The sequence below is a fragment of the Streptomyces sp. MMG1121 genome (assembly GCF_001280015.1).
Classification (GTDB): Bacteria; Actinomycetota; Actinomycetes; order Streptomycetales; family Streptomycetaceae; genus Streptomyces.
On the sequence record NZ_LGDV01000209.1, the window covers coordinates 27,121 to 48,379 of the forward strand.

A 21,259-nucleotide genomic window follows, 5' to 3' on the forward strand; every position below is an offset into this window, starting at 1 on the left:
CCGAGCGGGTCAGCCGCCGAAGGGGCGGCGCTCGTTCTCCCGCGTCGACGGTCCGGGGGTCGCGTCCGCGATCCACGGGCCGTCGCCGGACGGGTCGACGACGCCTTCCTCCAGCCAGGTGTAGGACCCGGCGAGGACTCCCTTGACCACCTTGCGGTCGAGGTCGTCGGTGTTGGTCCACAGCCGGCCGAAGAGTTCCTCGACGCGGATGCGGGCCTGGCGGCAGAAGGCGTCGGCGAGCTGGTAGGCCTCGCTGCCGTGTTCGCCCCGGCTGCGCAGCAGTTCGGCCCGCACGCAGGCCGCGCTCATCGCGAACAGCTCGGCACCGATGTCCACGATCCGCCCGAGGAAGCCCTGCTTGGTCTCCATCCGGCCCTGCCAGCGGGACATGGCGTAGAAGGTGGAGCGGGCCAGCTTGCGGGCGGTGCGCTCGACGTAGCGGAGATGTCCCGAGAGATCTGCTCCGTGCTTGAACTCGCCGTACGACGTCGGGAGTTGCCCCGGCCCCGCGACGAGCTTCGGCAGCCACTTGGCGTAGAAGACGCCCGCGCTCGCACCCGCCTTCGCCTTGTCGGACAGGGATTTGTCCGGGTCGATGAGGTCCCCGGCGACCGAGAGGTGGGCGTCGACGGCCTCGCGGGCGATCAGCAGGTGCATGATCTCCGTCGAGCCCTCGAAGATGCGGTTGATGCGCAGATCGCGCAGGATCTGCTCGGCCGGCACCCCGCGCTCGCCGCGCGCCTTGAGCGACTCGGCCGTCTCGTAGCCCCGGCCGCCGCGGATCTGGACCAGTTCGTCGGCCATCGTCCAGGCCATCTCGGAGCCGTAGAGCTTGGCGAGGGCGGCCTCGATGCGGATGTCGTTGCGGTCCTCGTCGGCCATCTGGGAGGACAGGTCGAGGACGGCCTCCAGCGCGAACGTCGTCGCCGCGATGAAGCTGATCTTGGAGCCGACGGCCTCGTGCAGCGCGACGGGCTTGCCCCACTGCTCGCGCTCGGCCGACCACTCGCGGGCGATCTTCAGACACCACTTGCCGGCGCCGGCGCACATCGCGGGCAGCGACAGCCGGCCGGTGTTGAGCGTGGTGAGCGCGATCTTCAGGCCCGCACCCTCGGGGCCGATCCGGTTGGCGGCCGGGACGCGCACCCGGTGGAAGCGGGTGACGCCGTTCTCGATGCCGCGCAGGCCCATGAAGGCGTTGCGGTTCTCGACGGTGACGCCCTCCGAGGCCGCCTCGACCACGAACGCCGTGATGCCGCCCTTGTGGTCCTCCGACTTCGGTACGCGCGCCATGACCACGAGCAGATCGGCGACCACCCCGTTGGTGGTCCACAGCTTCACTCCGTCGAGGACGTAGTCGTCGCCGTCGGGTACGGCCGCGGTGGCGAGCCGCGCCGGGTCGGAGCCGACGTCGGGCTCCGTGAGCAGGAAGGCGGAGATGTCGGTGCGGGCGCAGCGCGGCAGGAAGGCGTCCTTCTGCTCCTGGGTGCCGAACATCTTCAGCGGCTGCGGTACGCCGATCGACTGGTGGGCGGAGAGCAGTGCGCCGACGGCGGGGCTCGCGGAGCCGACCAGGGCGAGGGCCTTGTTGTAGTAGAGCTGGGTGAGGCCGAGACCGCCGTACTTGGGCTCGATCTTCATGCCGAGGGCGCCGAGTTCCTTCAGGCCCGCCACGACCTCGTCGGGGATGCGGGCCTCGCGCTCGATGCGGGCGGAGTCGATGGTCGACTCGCAGAAGGCGCGCAGCTTGGCGAGGAACTCCTCGCCGCGCCGGACGGACTCGTCGTCCGGGAGCGGGTGCGGGTGGATGAGGTCGAGCCGGAAGCGCCCGAGAAACAGTTCCTTGGCGAAGCTGGGCTTGCGCCAGTCCTGTTCCCGGGCGGCCTCCGCCACCTGACGGGCCTCGCGCTCGGTGACGTTGGTGCGTGGGGTGGTGGGGGCGGACATGAGGCTCACCTCGCCGCGAAGAGGGATGATTGCTGACCGTTCGCTACCGACCAGTGCTACTGGATCGTTCGTACCCGAAACGGGCCGACCCCACCACCCCTCGCGCGGCCGTTCGGCGGATACTCGGCCGGAGGGTTTCCGCCCGCCCTTGCCCCCAGGGATTGCCGGAAGGCCCCGGCAAGATCACTTCTGAGCTGGTCCAGGAAAAGGTGTCGAAGCGCTTCGACAGCTATGGACACCTCGACCCGGCTGAAGCTAGTGTCAATCTCACCCTCACTCGCCCTAACCGTTATGCGCTCTGTCGAAGCGCTTCACATAGCTTGGAGAGCCGGATGGTCACCCTCGCCGAGGTCGCCCAGCACGCCGGAGTCTCGGCGAGCACGGTGAGCTATGTCCTCAGCGGCAAGCGGTCCATCTCCACCACCACCCGGCAGCGGGTCGAGGAGAGCATCCGGGAGCTGGGCTACCACCCGAACGCCGGCGCCCGGGCCCTGGCGAGCAACCGGTCGAACATCATCGCGCTGATGATCCCGCTGCGCACCGACATGTACGTGCCGGTGATGATGGAGATCGCCATCGCGGTGGCCACCACGGCCCGTACGCACGGCTACGACGTCCTGCTGCTCACCGGCGAGGAGGGGCCGGACGCGGTGCGCCGGGTGACCGGCAGCGGTCTCGCCGACGCGATGATCCTCATGGACGTCGAGCTGGAGGACGAGCGGCTGCCGCTGCTGCGGGGGACCGACCAGCCCTCGGTCCTGATCGGCCTGCCCGCCGACACCACCGGTCTGACCTGCGTGGACCTGGACTGGAGCGCGACGGGCGCGCTCTGCGTGGAGCATCTGGCGGGGCTCGGCCACCGTGACATCGCTGTCATCGGCGAGGCCCCGGCCGTCTACGAGCGGCACACCGGATTCGCCGAACGCACCCTCGACGGACTGCGCGCCCGGGCCCGTGAGTCGGGACTGAGGGTGCTGCACCGGCCGTGCGAGGGCGGGTACGACACGATGGCCCTCACCCTGGCCCGGATCTTCGACGAACGGCCGGGAACGACCGGGTTCGTGGTGCAGAACGAGTCGGCGGTGGAGCCGCTGCTCGCGCTGCTGCGCCAGCAGGGCCGGGCCGTGCCCGAGGACGTGTCCGTGGCCGCGGTCTGCCCGGACCAGGTCGCCGTCCAGGCGTCGGTCCGGCTGACCTCGGTCGCCGTGCCCGCGCAGGAGATGGGCCGGCGTGCCGTGGAGCACCTGATGGCCAAGCTGGACGGGCGGGGCGGCGACGAGGTCGTGCTGCTCGCGCCCGAGCTGACGGTGCGGGCGAGTACGGGACCGGCGCCGGCCGCGTCCTGACCTTCACCGACCCTGCCCTGCCGGGGCACACCGCTGCCTGCTTCCCCTGTCTGCTTCCCCTGTCTGCGCTCCTCGTGTCAGGAGCATCTCTTCAGGAGCACGCCGTGAATCAGCCTGCCGGTATTCAGCCCGCTCTCGCGGAGTCCAAGGTCAGCCTCGCCCAGTCCTCCCCCACCGTCGGCCGGCTCCGGGTGCGGGACGGGGCGCTGGAGTGGAGCGGCCGTCAGGAGACGGTGCGGATCGAGCCGTGGGGGCCGGACGCGGTCCGGGTGCGGGCCCGGCTCGGCGGCCCGGTGCTGGAGGGGCTGCCGGGCGCCCTGGCGGCGGACCGGCCGCCGGCCGAGGCCACGGTCACGGTCGACGACGGAGCGGGAAGGGTGACGGCCGGCGCGCTGACCGTCGAGGTGAGCGCGGAGGGCCTGCTGCGTTTCCTGCGCACCGACGACCACGCCGAGTTGCTCGCCGAGGAGCGGGCCCACTTCTGGTGGCCCGGACCGCGCCTCTACACCGCGGTCGGCAACGGCCACCACCGTCTGGAGCAGCGGTTCGCCGCCTACGAGGGCGAGCGGCTGTACGGCCTCGGCCAGCATCAGCACGGGCGGCTGGACCAGAAGGGCCTGGTGCTGGACCTGGTGCAGCGCAACGCCGAGGTGAGCGTGCCGGTGCTGGTGTCCAGCCGGGGCTACACCCTGCTGTGGAACAACCCGGCGATCGGCCGGGTGGAGCTGGCGGGCAACGGCACCCGCTGGGTGGCGGACTCGGCCCGGCAGATCGACTACTGGATCACGGCGGGCACCCCGGCCGACGGCCAGCGCAACTACACTGCGGCGACCGGGCGTTCACCGATGCTGCCGCAGTGGGCGGCGGGCTTCTGGCAGTGCAAGCTGCGCTACCGCACCCAGGACGAACTCCTCGCCGTGGCACGGGAGTACAAGCGCCGGGGCCTGCCGATCGCGGCGATCGTGTGCGACTTCTTCCACTGGACGCACCTGGGCGAGTGGCGGTTCGACCCGAAGGAGTGGCCGGACCCGGCGGCCATGGTCCGCGAACTGGCGGAGCTGGGCATCAAGCTGGTCGTGTCCGTGTGGCCGTCGGTGTCCCCGCTCTCGGAGAACCACCGGCTCATGGAGCAGCGCGGCTACTTCGTCGGCACCCAGTACGGCCCGACGGCGCACGCCGACTGGCCGGACAAGGAGGTCGCGTCCACGGTCCAGGTGGCGTTCTACGACCCCACGAACCCCGAGGCCCGTGACTTCGTCTGGTCGAGGGTCCGGGACAACTACCTCACCCCGTACGGCATCACGGCGTTCTGGCTGGACGCCTGCGAACCCGAGCTGAAGCCCGGCTTCGCCGAGAACCTGCGCTACTGGGCGGGTCCGGGCCTGGAGGTCGGCAATCTGTATCCGCGCGAGAACGCCCGCACCTTCCACGAGGGCCTGCTGGCGGCGGGCCTCGGCGACGGCGAGGTGATCTCGCTCAACCGGTCGGCGTGGGCGGGCAGCCAGCGCTACGGCGCGGCCCTGTGGTCGGGCGACATCGGCACCGACTTCGCGACCCTGCGCCGGCAGATCGCGGCCGGTCTCAACACCGCGCTGTCCGGCATCCCGTGGTGGAACACCGACATCGGCGGCTTCCACGGCGGCGACCCGGACGATCCGGCGTACCGCGAGGTGATGATCCGCTGGTTCCAGTTCGGCGCGCTGTCCCCGCTGATGCGCCTGCACGGCTTCCGCGACCCGGGCCTGCCGCTGGGCCCGGACATGACCGGCGGCCCGAACGAGGTGTGGTCCTACGGCGAGGAGGCCGGCGCGGTCCTGGAGCGGTATCTGCGGCTGCGCGAGCGGCTGAAGCCGTACATCCTGCGGGTCATGCGGGAGACGCACGAGGAGGGGCTGCCGGTGATGCGGCCGCTGTTCCTGGAGTTCCCGGGCGACCGGACGGCCTGGTCGGTGGAGGACGCGTACCTCTTCGGCCGCGACCTGCTGGTCGCCCCGGTGCTGACCGCGGGCGCCGTGGCCCGCACCACGTATCTGCCGGCGGGCGCGCGCTGGACGGACGCGTGGACGGGTGAGACGTACGAGGGCGGTACGGCGGTCACGGTGGACGCCCCGCTGGAGCGCATCCCGCTGTTCCTGCGGGACGGCGCGGAGCTGCCGATCGCGGAGTGAGCGGGTGGGGGCCGGGTCCGCTCCGGACCGGCCCCCTCTCCGCACGAGTTGCTCAGCTGCTGCTGACGCTCTCGCTGTTGACGGTGAAGTCGAGCCCGCCGGCGGAGGAGGTGATCTCGAAGCCGAACTGGAGGTCACCGATGGTCACGTCGCCGAACCAGCCCTTGGTGTCCTTGATCCACTTCAGGATCGGCAGGATGTCGACCGTGCCGGAGCCGGAGTTGGAGCCGCGGACGAAGGAGAAGACGTCGTTGGAGCCGTTGTTGCCCTTGTAGACGGTCCAGGTGGAACCGCCGAGGGTGAGGCTGCCCTGCGAGGTGCCGAGCGGGCCGACGGCACCGGTCTTGTTGACCCAGAGCATGATCTCGTACTTGTAGCCGGTGTCCCAGATGTCGTACGACGTGTTGTACGCGCCCGAGGACGGGACGGCGACGTTGTATCCGCTGGTCAGCGAGGCCAGGGAGCTGATCGACTTGTTGATCACCTTCTTGGCGTTGGGGTAGGACTTGATGCCGCCGGTGTTCGGGTGGTTGGCGTTGACGCCCCAGTTGGTGCCGGAGTTGGCCCAGATGCACTGGCTGCCGGCGCCGGAGCCCCAGATGTTGTTGTAGAGGGTGTAGCCGTTCAGCGTGGTGTTGCCCCACTGGTCGCAGGAGGACCAGACGGCGGCGGAGGCGGGCGCCGCGGCGAGGGCGACGGTGGCGCCGAGGGCCAGGGCGGGGGCGATCAGGGCCGTGGCGACCCGGTTCAACGTGCGTGTTGCCATGGTGTCCCTTCCATGGGTGGGGGGAGCTGCGAGGGGTTACCACGCCCCCAGGGTGAGGACGTGGTCTTCTCCGGCGACGAGGTCGAGCGGCTGTGCACCGGAGGAAGTCCGCAGTTCGATGCGGTGGGTGCGGCTCGGTCTGAGGACGGCCCGGGCGCCGCCCGGGGTCCAGCCGAGGTCGATCTCGGCGCCGAACCGGGTGCGCACTCCGCGCAGTTCACCGGTCGGGCAGGCGTCCGGCACGGCGGGCAGCAGGACCAGCCGGTCGGGGGTGGACTGGACGAGCATCTCGATCAGGACGCCGGGCAGGGCGTGCGCGGCGTCGGCGTTGTAGACGTCCCGGTGCGGGTAGTGGGCGCTCATCAGGGAGGCGTGGAAGAAGTCGCCGTCGAGGACCTGGCGAAGGGCGCGGGCGACCCGGCCGGCGTCGCCGAGGCGGGCCGCGATCAGGGCGTGGTGCAGATGGCCGTGGGCGGAGTCGTTCTCGGCGCCGCGCAGGGCGAGGGCACGGTGGGCGGCCTCGGCCAGAGCGGGGGTGTCGTGGGGGTTGATCTCGTCCAGCGGCCAGACGCCGTAGAGGTGGCTGAGATGGCGGTGGTCGTAGGTGTCGTCCAGGCCCGGCCAGGCCCACTCGGCGAGCGCGCCGTCGGCGTTGATCCGGTGTGGCGGCAGCCGAGCCGCCAACGCCCGCCATTTTCCGGCCTGTTGGGGGTGGTATCGGGCGGCGGTGAGCAGGGCGTGCCGGGCGGCGGACAGGTCCATGGCGGCGTTGAGCGCGCCCCAGTCTGCGTTCGCGGGCCGATTCTCGGGCGAGTAGGAGGGCACGACGACCAGGCGGCCGGCGGAGTCGGTGCGGGTGAGGAAGTCCTCGTAGAAGGCGGCGATCTCGGCGAGGACGGCGGCCGTGCGCGGGTCCCGCTCGCCGCGGGTCTCGTCGTGGTCGACCAGCGGCTTGAGCAGCCAGTCGGCGCCGGCCGTCCACAGCTGATGGGGGTAGGCGCGGTCGAAGTGGTACGTGTGGCCGGTCTCGCCGTCGGTGTGCGTGGGGGCGACGACACCCCGGGCGCCGAAGATCGCGCGGGCGTTCTCCCGCCAGTCGGGCAGCTGCCGCTGGACGAGCCGGGCCAGCGCCTCGGTGACCTCGGGGAGGGCGGCGGCAGGCGCGGAGGCGGTCTGGAGGTTGAGGTTGGCGTTGGTGGTGAACGCCCCGGACCAGGCGGTGTTCCAGTCGCCGGTCCACAGGCCGGTGAGCCGGGGCGGCAGCAGGCCGCTGCTGGAGAGCAGGTGGTAGCGGCCGGCGGCGAAGAGCCGTTCCAGCAGGGCGGGGCCGTGCGGGCGCCGGAGCAGCTCCGAGCCGGGCAGGGCACGGTCGGCGGGGTCGGCGCCGAGGTCGAGGGTGACGCGCTGGTAGGCGGTGCGGTGCAGGGCGAGATGACGGGCGAGCAGTTCCTCGTACGGCCGCTCGGTGCCGGCCGCGAGGGCCTGGAGCAGCCGGGCCTCGGCCACGACGTCCGTCTCTCCGGTGTGCCGGAGCACGCGGGTGAGCAGCAGCACCGAGCGGGCGCCGGTGACGCGGGCGCCCGGCGGGCGGAGTTCCACGCCGCCACCGCAAACGGCGACGAGGGTCACGCCGGTGTAGGCGCGGTCGCTGTCGGGGTAGCGGGCGCGCAGGCTCAGCAGGGCGCCTTCGGGGGTGAGGAGTGCGCCGTGGCCGACCCGGAGCCCGGCCGGCACGCCGGGCAGCCGGTGGTCCAGGCGGATGTCGAGGTCGCCCGCCGTGACCTCGTGCACGATCACGTCGTCCGCGCGGGAGACGAAGACCCGGCTGGTGTGGTCGCCGCGGACGGCGGTGACTTCACCGGCGGTGAAGTCGACGGCCCGGCGGCAGCCGGACCCGGTCCCGCCCCGGCGGCGCAGCCGGATCCGGAAGGCGGGGTGGAAGGGCTGCACCCACTGGAGCGGGCGACCGTCGGTGAAGCTCTCGGCGGCGGCCGGCTCACCGGCGAGCAACCGGTCCTGGAGGGCGGGGAGCTGGGATGCCAGCCGGGGCGGCCGGGCGTGCTGGCCGCCGTTCGGCCGGACCAGGGTGTGCTGGGTGACGACGACCCGCTCATCGTTCGGATCACCGAACACAAGGGCGCCGTGGTGGCCGTTCCCGCTCAGGAACGCGTCCTCCCAGCGTGCCGCCGGGGCGGGTTCCCAGGTCCCGTGGACGGGTCCGTGACTCATGGCCGCAGCACCGCCGCACCGTAGCGGCCGAGGCGCACGGACCCCGTGACCTTCTCACCGCCGAGCAGGTCACGGTGGCTGCCCGGCACCTCGACGGTGACCGGCTCCCGCCCGTGGTTGAGCAGGAACAGCAGCTCGCCCCGGCGCACCGCCTCGACGCCGGCCGGCAGCCCCTCCAGCACCGGGCGCACCCCCGCCCCGGCGGCGACGGAGGCGAGCAGGGCGCGCAGGTCGTGCGGCTCGGGGAGCGTGGAGACGTACCAGGCGCGGCCCTTGCGCAGCACGGCCGGCATCCCGTCCAGCTCCCCGCCCCGGTACGGCACGACGTCGGCGGCCCCGGGCTCGGCCTCGATCTCCTCCGACCACAGCGTCCCGCGCAGGCCCGCGCACTCGACGGTCTCCCCCGCCTCCAGCGGCCACCATTCGTGCAGGGTGCGGATGCCGAACAGCTCGCGCAGCCGGGCGTCCATGCCGCCGGGCCTGACCCGGTCGTCCTCGTCGGCGATGCCGGTGAGGAAGCCGCAGACCAGGGTGCCGCCGCTCCGGACGTAGCCGAGGAGATTGCCGACGGCGGTGTCGGTGAGGAGGTAGAGCTGCGGGGCGACGACGAGCCGGTAGCCGGACAGGTCGTGCTCCGGGTGGGCGAAGTCGGTGGTCAGGTGGGCCTCCCACAGGGCCCGGTGCCAGGCGGTCAGCACGTCCGGCAGCTCCACCCGGTCGGACGGCCGCCCTTCGTGGGCCCCGGCCCACCAGGAGTGCCAGTCGTGCAGAACGGCGATGTCCGCGGGTACCCGACTGCCACTCACTTCGGGTGCCAGCTCGGCGAGTTCGGAGCCGAGCCGCCGTACCTCCTGATGGGTACGGCCGCCCTCCCCCGCATGGCCGATCATCCCGGAGTGGAACTTCTCGGCGCCCTGGCGGGACTGGCGCCACTGGAAGTAGCAGACGGCGTCGGCGCCCCGGGCGACGGCCTGCAGGGACCACAGCCGGCCCAGGCCGCGCGGCTTGGGGTGGTTGACCCCGCGGAAGTTGACGGGCCCGGCCGCCTGCTCCATGAGCATCCACGGGCCGCGGGCCTGCGAGCGGGTCAGGTCCTGCACGAGCGCCCCGCGCTGCCCGCCCAGCGGATCGCGTGGATCGGGGTAGAGGTCGACGGAGACGACATCCTCCTCCGCTGCCCAGCGCCAGCCGTCCTGGCCGCTCCACAGCGGCATGAAGTTGCTGGTCACGGGGGTGTGCGGGGTGTACCGGCGGACGATGTCCCGTTCCGCCGTGAAGCACTCCAGGAGCATGTCGGAGGTGAACCGCCTGAAGTCCAGCACCTGGGCCGGGTTCTTCAGATAGTGGACGTGCCGCGGGGGCAGGACGCCGTCCCAGGTGTCGTAGCCCTGGCTCCAGAAGGCCGTGCCCCAGGCGGAGTTGAGGGCGTCGAGGGAGGCGTACTTCGCGCGCAGCCAGCGGCGGAAGGCGGCGGCCGCCTCGTCGCCGTGGTCGAAGGTGCAGTACTCGTTGTTGATGTGCCACATCGTGAGGGCGGGGTGGGTGCCGTAGCGGGCGGCCAGGTCCTCGGTGATGGCTGCGGCGTAGCGCCGGTAGGTGGCGCTGGAGTGCGAGAAGTGCTGCCGGCCGCCCCACCACTCGGTCCGGCCGTCGGCGTCGCGGGGCAGGGTGTCCGGGTGGAGGCGGCCCATCCAGGGCGGCGGGGAGGAGGTCGGGGTGGCGAGGACGACCCCGATCCCGTGCTCGTGCAGGAGGTCCATCACCCGGTCGAGCCAGCCGAACTCCCGCGCCCCCGGCTCGGGTTCGAGTTTCGACCAGGAGAAGACGCCGAGCGTGACGGAGTTGACCCGGGCCTGCCGCATCAGCCGGACGTCCTCGGGCCAGGTCTCCTCGGGCCACTGCTCGGGGTTGTAGTCGCCGCCGAAGAGGATGCGGCCCCGGGTGGCGTCGGCGAGGGTCGGTCTCATACGGGCTCCCCGTACTGGATGCCGCGCCCGTTGGTGGCGAGGTACACGCGGCCGTGGGTGCGCGGATCGCCGGTCGCAGCGACGGCGAGCTGGAACTGGCCGTCCCCGGCGGGCAGTCCGGTGGCGCGGGCGGCGAAGGTACGGCCGCCGTCGGAGCCGGCGCACGGGGTGCCGGGGCCGGTGTCGGTGTCGTGGGCGTAGGAGACAGCTGGGTCGGCGGGATCGTCCCAGCGGTAGGCGTCGCCGCTGCCGGTGCGGGCGCAGGCGAGGCCGGGGGTGGCGGGGTGGAAGAGGACACCGGTGACGAAACCGGTGCGGCCGATCACCGCGGTGCGCCGGCGGTAGCCCTGCGGGGCCGGGGCCGGGTCTGCGTGCGCCTCGGCGGGGAGGCCGGGGAGTGCTGTGGCGGCTGCGGTGCCGGCGAGGACGGTTCTACGGGTGGGCATGGGGTACCTCGGTGGGCGTGGGCGGAGTGGTGGACCGGGATGGGTGCCGGCCGGGAGCGGGGTCGCCTGCCGGCGCCGGCCGCGCAGCGAACCGTCACCCCTTCACCGCCCCCGTCAGCATCCCCTTCCTGAAATGCTTCTGGACGAACGGCGACAGCACGGCCACCGGCAACAGGGCCATCACCATGACCGCCATCTGCACCGCCAGCCCGGACAGCTCCCCCGTCTTGATGGCCTGCCCGAGCCCCACCGGAGCCTGCTGCTTCTGCACCAGCTGGATCATGACGTTCTGCAGCGGCATCTTGTCCTGGTCGTTCAGGTAGAGCGACGCGTTGAACCAGGCGCTCCAGTACCCGACCGCGTAGAACAGCGTGATCACGGCGAGGACCGCCCGCGACAGCGGCATGACGATCTGCCACAGGATCCGGAAGTCCCCGGCGCCGTCGATCCGCGCGCTGTCGGTCAGTTCCGGCGAGATGCCCATGAAGAACCCGCGCAGCACGAGGATGTTGAAGACGCTCACCGCACTCGGCAGGATCAGCGCCAGATAGGTGTCGGTCAGGCCCAGGGACTGGACCAGCAGGTACGTCGGGATCAGGCCGGCGCTGAAGAACATCGTGGCCAGCAGGGTCATCAGGATCCACCGGTGGCCGAGCGTGCCGGTGCGGGACAGGCCGTAGGCGCCCAGTACCGACACCGTCATCGAGAACAGCGTGCCGACCAGGGTGACGAGAATGCTGATGACCGCCGCCCGCGTGACCTGGCCGCCGCCGAGCAGTTCCCGGTAGGCGATGAAGGTGATGCCCTTGGGGACCATCACCAGGCCGCCCGCGTCGTTGATGGTCTTCTTCGTGGACAGACTGGTGACGATCACGATCCACAGCGGGAAGAGGACGGCGAGACAGGCCAGGGTCAGGGCGATGCCCTTGCCGGCGAGACCGGCCTTCGACGGCTCCTCCTCCCACGCCGGCCGTGGCGGGGCGGACCACCGGCCCTGTCCGCGGGCGGGCTCCTCGATCACGGCGGTCATTTCTGGTACACCCCCTGCTCGCCCATGAGATGGGCCACCTTGTTCGCGGCGAGGACCAGGCCGATGCCGACCACGCCCTTGATCAGGCCCGCGGCGGCCGCGTAGCCGAAGTCCTGGTTGCGGACGCCGTTCCACCAGACGAAGGTGTCGAGGACCTCCGAGGCTCCGGGCCCGACCGCGTCGCGTTGCAGCAGGATCTGCTCGAAGCCGACCGTCAGCGCGTCGCCGACACGCAGCACCAGCAACAGTGCGATCACCGGGCGCAGCGCCGGCAGCGTGACGTGCCACATGCGGCGCCAGCGGCCGGCGCCGTCCATCGCGGCGGCCTCGTAGAGATCCGGGCTGACGGAGGCGAGCGCGGCGAGAAAGACGATGATCCCCCAGCCGGCGTCCTTCCACACGGTCTGCGCGGTGACGAGGAACTTGAAGGTGTTCGGGTCGGTCATGATGTCGATGCCGTTGTGGCCGTGCTCCCGCAGCAGTTGGGAGAGCATCCCGGCGCCGCCGAACATCTGCTGGAAGACGGCGATGACGAGCACCCAGGAAAGGAAGTGCGGCAGGTAGAGCACCGCCTGGGCGACGGCCCGCACCCGGGGCCTGACCACGCTGTTGATGAGCAGCGCGAGCAGGATCGGGACGGGGAAGTACAGCACGAGCTGGAGGAAGAACAGCACCAGCGTGTTGCGGACGGCACTCCAGAAGTCCGGGTCCTGGAAGATCTGCTGGAAGTGGTCGAAGCCGACCCAGGGGCTGTGCAGCATGGAGACGACGCCGTTGTCGCTGACGTACGGGTCGTAGTCCTGGAAGGCGACGATGTTGCCGAGGATCGGCACGTAGTTGAAGACCAGGACCAGGACCAGGACCGGAACGGTCATCAGGAGCAGGGTGCGGTCGCGTCCGAATCTGAGCCGGAAGGGCAGCTTCCCGCCGCGCACGCGGCCGTGGGGTCCGCCGGGGCCGCCGGACGCCACCGGGGTCTTCGCCGCCTTCGTCTTCGCCTCGGCCCCGTTCCGAGGCACCGTGCTGTGGGACACGGCCTTCTCCTCGCCTCGGTACCGGATCAGCTCGCCGCCGGCCCGTTGTCGTCGAGCAGCTTCTTGTACCAGTCGCGGAGCCGGTCGCCGCCCTTCTTCCGCCAGTCGGATACGGCCTGCTGCACGTCGCCGATCTTCTTGTGGCCACGTACGACGTCGTCCTCGAGCTGCTCGAAGTCGTTGGAGAGATTGGTGTAGCGGGCGGGCTCGGTGATCTGCAGACCCCAGAACGTCGACTTCTTGGTGAAGGCGCCCATCCGCTGCTGCCACTCCACGCTGCCTTTGGTGATGTCCGGGTAGTCGGGGTGGGCGATGGTCGAGGCCGGGCTCGCGAGCATCACGTAGGCGTTGATGACCTCGTTGTTGCCCTTGTCGTTCTTGACGGGCACACCGTTCCTGATGCTGTAGTGCGTGCCCTCGACGCCGTAGTTGGTCGTCATCCACTCCTTGGTGCCGTACGGCGCGGCGGTGACGTCGGCCGCCGCCAGCACGTCGCGGACGACGGAATCGGAGGCCTTCTTGTTGACGAAGGCGAAGATGCTCGCCGGCTCGGCGGCCCACAGGGTGGGGCTGCCGCCGTCGTGGCCGAAGATGTCCATGCCCCAGATGCGGAAGTCCGGGTTCTGGGTGGCCTGCGAGGCCTGCTGGCCGTACCAGTTGGAGATGTCGTTGTTCCAGATCAGGAACTCGCCGGCGCCGAACTTGGAACTCGGGTCGGTGGCCTGGCTCTTGCCCAGCTCGAAGTCGGGGTGGACGTATCCGGCGGCGAACAGCTTGCGGGTCCACTCCAGCGCTTCGAGGTACTCGTCGGTCTCGACGCGATAGACCGGCTTGCCGTCGACGAGGTTCCAGCCGAGGGCCTTCTCCGAGCCGGACAGCACACCGAAGGCGTTGAACGCGGTCCACTTCATGTCGCCGCATGCCCACCGTTTGGCGCGGGCGTTGGTGATCTCCTTGCACAGCGCGGTGAACTCGTCGGCGGACCGGGGGATCCGGTATCCCGCCTTGTCGAAGAGGTCCTTGCGGTACATCGGCACGATGTTGGTGACGTACGAGGCGGGCATCGGCAGGCCGCGCAGCTTGCCGCCGAAGATCGAGCGCTGCCAGGCGTCGGTCGGGATCGCCGCGAGGTTCGGGTACTCCTTGACCTTGTCGCCCGCCAGATACGGGCCCAGGTCCGCGAACTTGGCGATGATGGCGCTGGGTATCTTGCCGCCCATGTTCCAGCCGGGGATGACCACCACGTCCGGGACCTCGCTGGAGGCGAGGACCGCGCCGAGTTTCTGGTCGTAGGTGTTGCCGTCCTGGTTCTGCCAGACGACGTCGGCGCCGATCAGGTCGTTCATCGCCGTGTAGTAGGGGTTGTCCTGCTTCGGCGGCGAGCCCCAGAACGGCGACATGACGGTGAACCTGCCGCCCTTGCCGAGCTTCTTCGGGACCGAGGTCTTGAGGGTGGCGACGTCCAGCTTGCCGGTGAAGCCCATCGAGGAGCCGTTCCTGGACGGGATGTCCGGACTCACCACGTCGCTGGCCACGTAGGCCGGCAGCAGCTTCCTGGCGTTCTTGCCGGAGGTGGTGCCCCCGCCCGACCCGCCGTCCGAGGCGCCGCAGGCGCTGAGCAACGGCGCCCCGCCCGCGACCGCCGCTGCGGCGACCGCGGTGGAGGCGAGGAAGCTCCGCCGGCTGGGAGCGCTTCTCCGGCTGGGCGCGGAGGATGCGGAGGCGGCGTTCGGCGTCATTGCGTCAACCCTTCGTGGCGCACCAGGACACCCGGCGGTGGCCGTCGGCCGTGGTGTCTCGAGTGGATCTGGCTGAGCGGAAGCATGCTGCGGCGAAAATCAGTCAGTCGAAGCGCTTCGATGTTGCTGTGAGGTTAAGTGAACACCTGGGGGCGCACAAGGGTCGCTCCCAAGATTCCTGCGATGCCACGGGCAGCCGTTCGGCGGGTCGATAATCCTTGCTGCAGCGGCGGGATATGCGTCATCTTCACGCACGGCACCTTGACACCCCGACCTCGTTCGATCGAGCATCGAAGCGCTTCGAAAGCATCCTCGTCGCTCCCTCCGCAAGGGGAACCTCCCGTGACCGTTGACTCGCCGTCCACCCCACCGTTCCGCGATCCGCATCTGCCCTTCGCGAAGCGCATCGACGACCTGCTGACGCGGCTGACCCTGGACGAGAAGATCTCCTTCCTGCACCAGTTCGCGCCCGCCGTGGAGCGTCTGGGCATCGGCGCCTTCCGCACCGGCCAGGAGGCACTGCACGGTGTGGCCTGGATGGGTCCGGCGACGGTGTTCCCGCAGGCTGTCGGCCTCGGCGCGACCTGGCACCCGGAGCTGGTGCGGCGGGTCGGCGAGGCGGTGTCGAAGGAGGTCCGCGCGATGCGGGCCCGGGACGAACGGGTCGGCCTCAACGTCTGGTCCCCCACGGTCAATCTGCTGCGCCATCCGTTGTGGGGCCGTAACGAGGAGGGCTACGCGGAGGACCCGAAACTGACCTCGGCGATCGCGACGGCGTACACCCAGGGTCTGCGCGGCGACCACCCGATCTACTGGCGCACGGCGCCCGTCCTGAAGCACTGGCTGGCGCACAACAACGAGACGGGCCGGGCCACGTCGTCCGCCTCGGTCCGTCCGCGCGTGCTGCACGAGTACGATCTGCGCGCCTTCCGGGAGACCGTCGAGGCGGGTGCGGTGGCCGGGGTGATGCCCGCGTACAACCTGGTCAACGGCCGCCCCAACCACGTCTCCCCGTATCTGCGCGCGCCCCTGCGCACCTGGACCGGCGAGGATCTGCTGGTCTGCTCGGACGCGGGCGCGCCCTCCAACCTGGTCGACGCCGAGCACTACTTCGACACCCACGAGGAGGCCACCGCGGCGGCCCTGCTGGCCGGCGTGGACAGCTTCACCGACCACGGGACGGACGGCTCGCGGATCGTCGAACGGGTCAAGGGGGCCCATGCGCGGGGGCTGTTGACCGAGGCCGACATCGACACCGCCGTCCGCCGTCAGCTCTCGGTCCGGTTCCGGCTCGGCGAGTTCGACCCGCACCGCGACCCGCACGCCGGCACCGGCGCGTTCGACACCCCGGCGCACCGGGCGCTCGCACGGGAGGCCGCCGAGCAGGCGATCGTGCTGCTGAAGAACGACGAGGACCTGCTGCCGCTCGCGCCCGACACCCGGATCGCGGTGGTCGGCCTCCTCGCCGACGAGTGCAAGCTCGACTGGTACAGCGGCAGCCTCATCCACCGCTCCACCGCGCTGGAGGGCCTGTACGAGCGGTTCGGCGCCGAGCGCGTGGAGTTCGCGGAGGGCGTGGACCGGATCCGGCTGCGCACCGCCGCGGGCGCGTTCCTGCACGTGCCACCGGCGGACGCCGCCGAGCAGGCGCGCGGCACCGAGGGCGCGCTCGACCCCGCGCTGCTGTCCGGCCGTACCGATCTGCCGCCGCTCACCACGGACGCCACCGGCACCGAGTTCGCGCTGGCCGACTGGGGCGAGGGCGTGCTGACCCTGCGCGCGCCGGACGGCCGCTACCTCTCGGTCGCCGACGACGGCTTCGTGCGCGCCTCGGCCGACCAGCCGGGCGGCTGGGTGGTCCAGGAGACCTTCCGCCTCGAACCGCACCGGCACGGTCACCTCCTGACGCACCTGGGCACGGGTCGCCATGTCCAGGTCGCCGCCGACGGCGCGAAGGTCGCCGACACCGGCGACGTCTTCGAGGTGATCACGGTGGAGCGGGGCGAGGAGGCGGTGGCGCGGGCGGCGCAGGGGGCGGACGTCGTCCTGGTCGTCGCGGGCAACGACCCGCACGTCAACGGCCGCGAGACCGAGGACCGTACGACCCTGGAACTCCCGGCCCACCAGGGGCGGCTGCTGCGCGCGGCCCGCGCCGTGAACCCGCGTACGGTGCTGGTCCTGACCTCGGCGTATCCGTACGCGGTGGACGTGGCGCGACTGCCGGCCGTGCTGTGGACCGCGCACGGCGGGCAGGCGGCGGGCACGGCCCTGGCCCGCGTGCTGGCCGGCGACGTCTGCCCCGCGGGCCGGCTCCCGCAGACCTGGTACGCCTCCGACACCGATCTGCCCGACCTGTTCGACTACGACGTGATCGGCGGCCGCCAGACCTATCTCTACTTCGAGGGCACCGCGCTGTTCCCCTTCGGGCACGGCCTGTCGTACGCGTCCTTCGGCTACGGCTCGCTCGCGGCCCGGATCGCGGACGGCACGCTCCACGTCGCCTGCACGGTGACGAACACCGGGGACCGGGCGGCGGACGAGGTGGTCCAGGTCTACGGCCGGGCCGTGGACCCGTCGGTGATCCGCCCGCGCCGGGAACTGCTGGCCCACCGCCGGCTCACCCTCGCGCCGGGCGAGACGGCCGAGGTGTCCTTCGAAGTCCCGCTGTCCGCGCTGGAGTTCTGGGACGTGGCGCTCGGCACCCCGCGACTGGAGACGGGCCCGTACGAGCTGCTCGTCGGCGCGTCCAGCCAGGACGTCCGGCTTCGGACGACCGTCCACGTCGACGGCACCCCGCCGGCCCCGCGTCCGGTGGTCCGACTCGGCCTCGCGGGCGCGGACTTCGACGAACAGGCGGGCATCGCGATCGTGGACCGGACGCGGGCGGCGGGCGACGCCGTGACCCCGGCGGACGGCACGGCGGCCCAACTGGTCTACCGGGCCTGCGACTTCGGACCGGGCGTGACCGAGCTGACCGCGCTGGTGTCGGGCGAGGGCGTACTGGAGGTCTCCCTGGACGGCGGGCCGGTGCTCGCGGCCCTGCGCCTCGACACCCCGACCGCCGGCCCCTACGCCTACACCACGCTGGGCGCCGGCGTCGTCACCGAGGGCGTACGCGACGTCCGCATCGGACTGCGCGGCCCGCTGCGGCTCGCGCACGTCGCCTTCTCCGGCTGAGGGTCCGGAGGGGGCGACGACGGGAAGGGGGCCGGCACCGGAAGGCAGCGGTGCCGGGCCCCTTCACCCTGGCGGGCTAGCGCCACCGTCAGGCTATACAAAAATGATTTCCATTAGCAAGAATGGTTGCGTCGGGGGCGGACACGCGAACGGCCCCGGGTCCAGGACCCGGGGCCGTCGCAGGAGTTGCCCGATGAGCGGCCTTGTGGCCGTTCGTCAGTGGCGGCCCGCCTTCGCGAGGGCCGGCACGAAGGTCAGCGCGTTCAGCGTGCCCACGCCGGTGGCCATGTCGTAGCCGTTGACGGCCTTGTAGCCCTTGACGCCCTGGTAGCTGTTGTCGGTGCCGTCGTTGACGTCGACGACGCCGGAGCCCTTGCGGCCCATGAGCGTGTACAGGGCCTGGTTGATGTCGCCCAGACGGTGGCCGGCCGCCTGGTCGGCGAGGGCGACGATGCCCGAGAAGAGCGGGCTGGCCTCGCTGGTGCCGCCGGTGACGTCCCAGCCGATGGCGGTCGGGTCGAAGCTGGAGTAGGTCCAGGCGCCGCCGTTGACCGCGGCGGCCATCGAGATGTCCGGGGTGCCGCGGCGGGTGCCGACGACCTTCTTCACGCCGTTCTGGAAGGCCGGACGGGTGAAGACGTGGGACTGGCCGCCGCCGCCCGAGCCGTAGTCGTTGTAGACGCTGTCCGGCTTGACGCGCTGGCCCTTGTCGTCCAGGTGGAGCTGGGTGCCGCCGATGGAGGTGACCAGCGGGTCGGACGAGGGCCAGGAGTTGACGCGGTACTTGTAGTAGCCCTTGCCGTCCGCGGTGCTGTCGGTGGCGCCGCCGTCGCCGGAGGAGGCGAGGACCGTCACGTGCTTGCGGGCGGCGTCCTCGAAGGCGTAGCGCAGCTTCTTGATGCTGGTGAAGTCGCCCTTGGCGAAACCGGGGAAGGTGTTCTCGGTGGCGCCGAAGCTCTGGCTGATGACGTCGCCGACACCGTGGTCGATCATGTACTTCTCGGCGCTCATCATCTCCGGCAGACCGGTGGTGCCCTCGGTCTCGGCGACGGCCGTCTCCACCAGGACGATCTTGGCGTCCGGCGCGACGGCGTGCGCCATCTCGACGTCCAGGGTGGTCTCGCCGGCCCAGCCGGTCATGTCCGAGTTCTTGGGGTCGAAGGCGGGCACGTGGCCCCACTTGACGACCTTGACCTTGGTGCTCTTCAGCCCGAACTGCTTGCTGTAGACGTCGAGATCGTGCTGGATCGTCGGCGAGCCGAACGAGTCCACGATGACGATGGTGCGCCCCTTGCCCGTGATGCCCTTCTTGTACAGCGCGTTGAGGTTGTACGCGTTTCTGTACTGGAGCGGGTTGTAGCAGTTGATGTGCCACTTGGCCTGGCACTGGGCGATGGGGAGGGGGCTGGCCACGTCGCGGGCGAGGGTGTGCCCGGCGACGGCCGGGGCCGCGAAGGTGTGCGGTACGCCGGCGGGCGCGGCGGCGGTGGCGGCGCCGGCCGAGGAGACGGTCGCCAGTCCCGCGGCGACGAGTGCGGCGGTGGCGGCGGTGGCGGCGAGGCCGCGCCCGGTACGGGCTATGTGCATGTGTTCCCCTGAGTGGTCCACGATCGGGCGTGATCGGTCGGACGTGATTGGTCGCCCTAGTCGACACTCACCCGGTGGAGCGAGTCATGCACAGAACAAGATAATTGACCTGCGGATGCCAAATCCTTTACCGGACCACATCATTCAGCCGGAAACAGGAACGGCCGCAGTCCCCGCACAGTGGACTGCGGCCGTTCCGCCTGACCTGTCCGTGGCAGGTCAGAGCGCGAGACCGGTGAGAACCAGCACGCGCTCGTAGGTGTAGTCCTCCATCGCGAACCGCACGCCTTCACGGCCCACACCGGACTGCTTGGCGCCGCCGTACGGCATCTGGTCGGCACGGTAGGACGGGACGTCGCCGATCACCACGCCACCGACCTCCAGGGCACGGTGGGCGCGGAAGGCGACCTGCAGGTCGTGCGTGAACACGCCTGCCTGGAGGCCGTACTTGGAGTCGTTGGCCACGGCGAACGCCTCGGCCTCGCCGTCCACCTTCGTCACGGTCAGGACCGGTCCGAAGACCTCCTCGCAGGCGAGGGTGACGTCCGCCGGTACGCCGGTGAGGACGGTCGGCGCGTAGGAGGCACCGTCGCGGTCGCCGCCGGTGAGGAGCGTGGCGCCGGCCTCGACCGCCTCCTTCACCCAGGACTCCACGCGCTTGGCGGCGTCCTCGCTGACCAGCGGGCCGACGTCCGTCTTGGCGTCGGACGGGTCACCGGTGACCTGCGCCTCGACGGCGGCGACGATGCGCGGCAGCAGCCGGTCGTACACCGAGGCGTCGGCGATCACGCGCTGCACGGAGATGCAGGACTGGCCGCCCTGGTAGTTGGAGAAGGTCGCGATACGGGTCGCGGCCCAGTCCAGGTCGGCGTCGGAGGCGTAGTCGCCGAGGACGACCGCGGCGCCGTTGCCGCCCAGCTCCAGCGTGCAGTGCTTGCGCGGCACCGAGTCCATGATCGCGTAACCGACCTTCTCGGAACCGGTGAAGGAGATGACCGGCAGGCGCTCGTCCTGGACGAGGGCGGGCATCTTGTCGTTGGCGACCGGCAGGACGCTCCAGGAGCCGGCCGGGAGGCCCTCGGTCTCGGCGAGCAGGTCACCGAGGATCAGGCCGGAGAGCGGGGTGGCGGGCGCCGGCTTCAGGATGATGGGCGCGCCGGCCGCGATCGCCGGGGCGATCTTGTGGGCGCACAGGTTCAGCGGGAAGTTGAACGGCGCGATGCCGAGCACGACGCCCTTCGGGAAACGGCGGGTGAGGGCCAGCCGGCCCTGGCCACCGGCGTCGGTGTCGAGCCGCTGGGCCTCGCCGCCGTTGAACCGGCGGGCCTCTTCGGCGGCGAACCGGAACACGGAGACGGCACGGCCGACCTCGCCCCGGGCCCACTTGATCGGCTTGCCGTTCTCGGCGGAGATCAGCTGGGCGATCTCCTCGGTGCGCTCGACCAGCCGCTTGCTGACGTGGTCGAGGGCGGCGGCCCGCACGTGCGCCGGGGTGGCGGCGAACTCGTCCCGCACGGCGTACGCGGCGGCCACGGCCTCCTCGACCTGGGCATCGGTGGGCACGCTGACCTTGCCGACGAGCCGGCCGTCCCACGGGGAGGTGACGTCGAAGGTGTCCTCGCCGGTGACCTGGCGGCCGGCGAGCCAGAAGGCGTGAGTGGAAGTCATGTGCGAGTCCCGGCCCTTCCGCGTTGGAGGTGTACTTGGCTTTCGTGGTCCACGGTAGGGCGGGGGCGGCCGAGGGTCGCTTGTCCGAGTCGTAGCAGTCGGGGTGGGGGGTGCTCCGTAATGGCGGGTTGGGGGGGGAGGGGGGGGGGGGGGAA

The 21,259-nt window shown here is 71.3% G+C and carries 12 protein-coding genes and 1 pseudogene; 3 read left to right on the top strand and 10 right to left on the bottom strand.

The genetic code is table 11. The annotated features are described in order from the left end of the window. Positions 1-9 precede the first annotated feature (9 nt). On the bottom strand, positions 10-1,947 hold the full coding sequence (locus tag ADK64_RS29080; RefSeq protein ID WP_053663678.1) for an acyl-CoA dehydrogenase family protein: 1,938 nt from the start codon (positions 1,945-1,947) through the stop codon (positions 10-12). 332 nt (positions 1,948-2,279) lie between these two features. Between ADK64_RS29080 and ADK64_RS29085 the strand changes: the two genes are divergently transcribed. After that, on the top strand, positions 2,280-3,293 hold the full coding sequence (locus ADK64_RS29085) for a LacI family DNA-binding transcriptional regulator (RefSeq protein WP_053663680.1): 1,014 nt from the start codon (positions 2,280-2,282) through the stop codon (positions 3,291-3,293). A gap of 104 nt (positions 3,294-3,397) precedes the next feature. Then, entirely contained in the window at positions 3,398-5,461 is a 2,064-nt protein-coding gene (locus ADK64_RS29090; protein ID WP_053663682.1) for a TIM-barrel domain-containing protein, read from the top strand. A gap of 52 nt (positions 5,462-5,513) precedes the next feature. Here the strand turns inward: ADK64_RS29090 and ADK64_RS29095 are convergent, their stop codons facing one another. The 7 genes and pseudogenes from ADK64_RS29095 to ADK64_RS29125 form a co-directional block, all read right to left on the bottom strand. Continuing rightward, a complete protein-coding gene (locus ADK64_RS29095) occupies positions 5,514-6,227 on the bottom strand; it encodes a glycoside hydrolase family 12 protein (RefSeq protein WP_053663684.1) in 714 nt (237 codons plus the stop codon). A 36-nt stretch (positions 6,228-6,263) separates the two neighbouring features. Continuing rightward, complete coding sequence (locus ADK64_RS29100) at positions 6,264-8,456, bottom strand: glycosyl hydrolase family 95 catalytic domain-containing protein (protein ID WP_053663686.1); 2,193 nt, start codon at positions 8,454-8,456, stop codon at positions 6,264-6,266. Further along, on the bottom strand, positions 8,453-10,423 hold the full coding sequence (locus tag ADK64_RS29105; RefSeq protein ID WP_053663688.1) for a beta-galactosidase: 1,971 nt from the start codon (positions 10,421-10,423) through the stop codon (positions 8,453-8,455). Before ADK64_RS29105 ends, ADK64_RS29100 begins: the two co-directional genes overlap by 4 nt. A gap of 221 nt (positions 10,424-10,644) precedes the next feature. After that, a pseudogene (locus ADK64_RS47620) lies at positions 10,645-10,869 on the bottom strand (1,4-beta-glucanase); the annotation flags it as partial. A 94-nt stretch (positions 10,870-10,963) separates the two neighbouring features. Then, on the bottom strand, positions 10,964-11,899 hold the full coding sequence (locus ADK64_RS29115) for a carbohydrate ABC transporter permease (RefSeq protein ID WP_053663691.1): 936 nt from the start codon (positions 11,897-11,899) through the stop codon (positions 10,964-10,966). Beyond that, a complete protein-coding gene (locus ADK64_RS29120; protein ID WP_053663693.1) occupies positions 11,896-12,933 on the bottom strand; it encodes an ABC transporter permease in 1,038 nt (345 codons plus the stop codon). Before ADK64_RS29120 ends, ADK64_RS29115 begins: the two co-directional genes overlap by 4 nt. Positions 12,934-12,959: 26 nt before the next feature. Beyond that, entirely contained in the window at positions 12,960-14,672 is a 1,713-nt protein-coding gene (locus tag ADK64_RS29125; protein ID WP_053663695.1) for an extracellular solute-binding protein, read from the bottom strand. Positions 14,673-15,014: 342 nt separating this feature from the next. Between ADK64_RS29125 and ADK64_RS29130 the strand changes: the two genes are divergently transcribed. Continuing rightward, positions 15,015-17,849 carry a glycoside hydrolase family 3 C-terminal domain-containing protein gene (locus ADK64_RS29130; RefSeq protein WP_053663697.1) on the top strand — a complete coding sequence of 945 codons (2,835 nt, stop codon included), beginning with the start codon at positions 15,015-15,017 and terminating at the stop codon, positions 17,847-17,849. Positions 17,850-18,065: 216 nt separating this feature from the next. Here ADK64_RS29130 and ADK64_RS29135 read toward each other — a convergent pair whose 3' ends face one another. Further along, positions 18,066-19,436, bottom strand: a complete 1,371-nt coding sequence (locus ADK64_RS29135) for a S53 family peptidase (protein WP_053663700.1) — start codon at positions 19,434-19,436, stop codon at positions 18,066-18,068. 219 nt (positions 19,437-19,655) lie between these two features. After that, positions 19,656-21,104 carry an aldehyde dehydrogenase family protein gene (locus ADK64_RS29140; protein WP_053663703.1) on the bottom strand — a complete coding sequence of 483 codons (1,449 nt, stop codon included), beginning with the start codon at positions 21,102-21,104 and terminating at the stop codon, positions 19,656-19,658. Between the last annotated feature and the right edge of the window lie 155 nt (positions 21,105-21,259).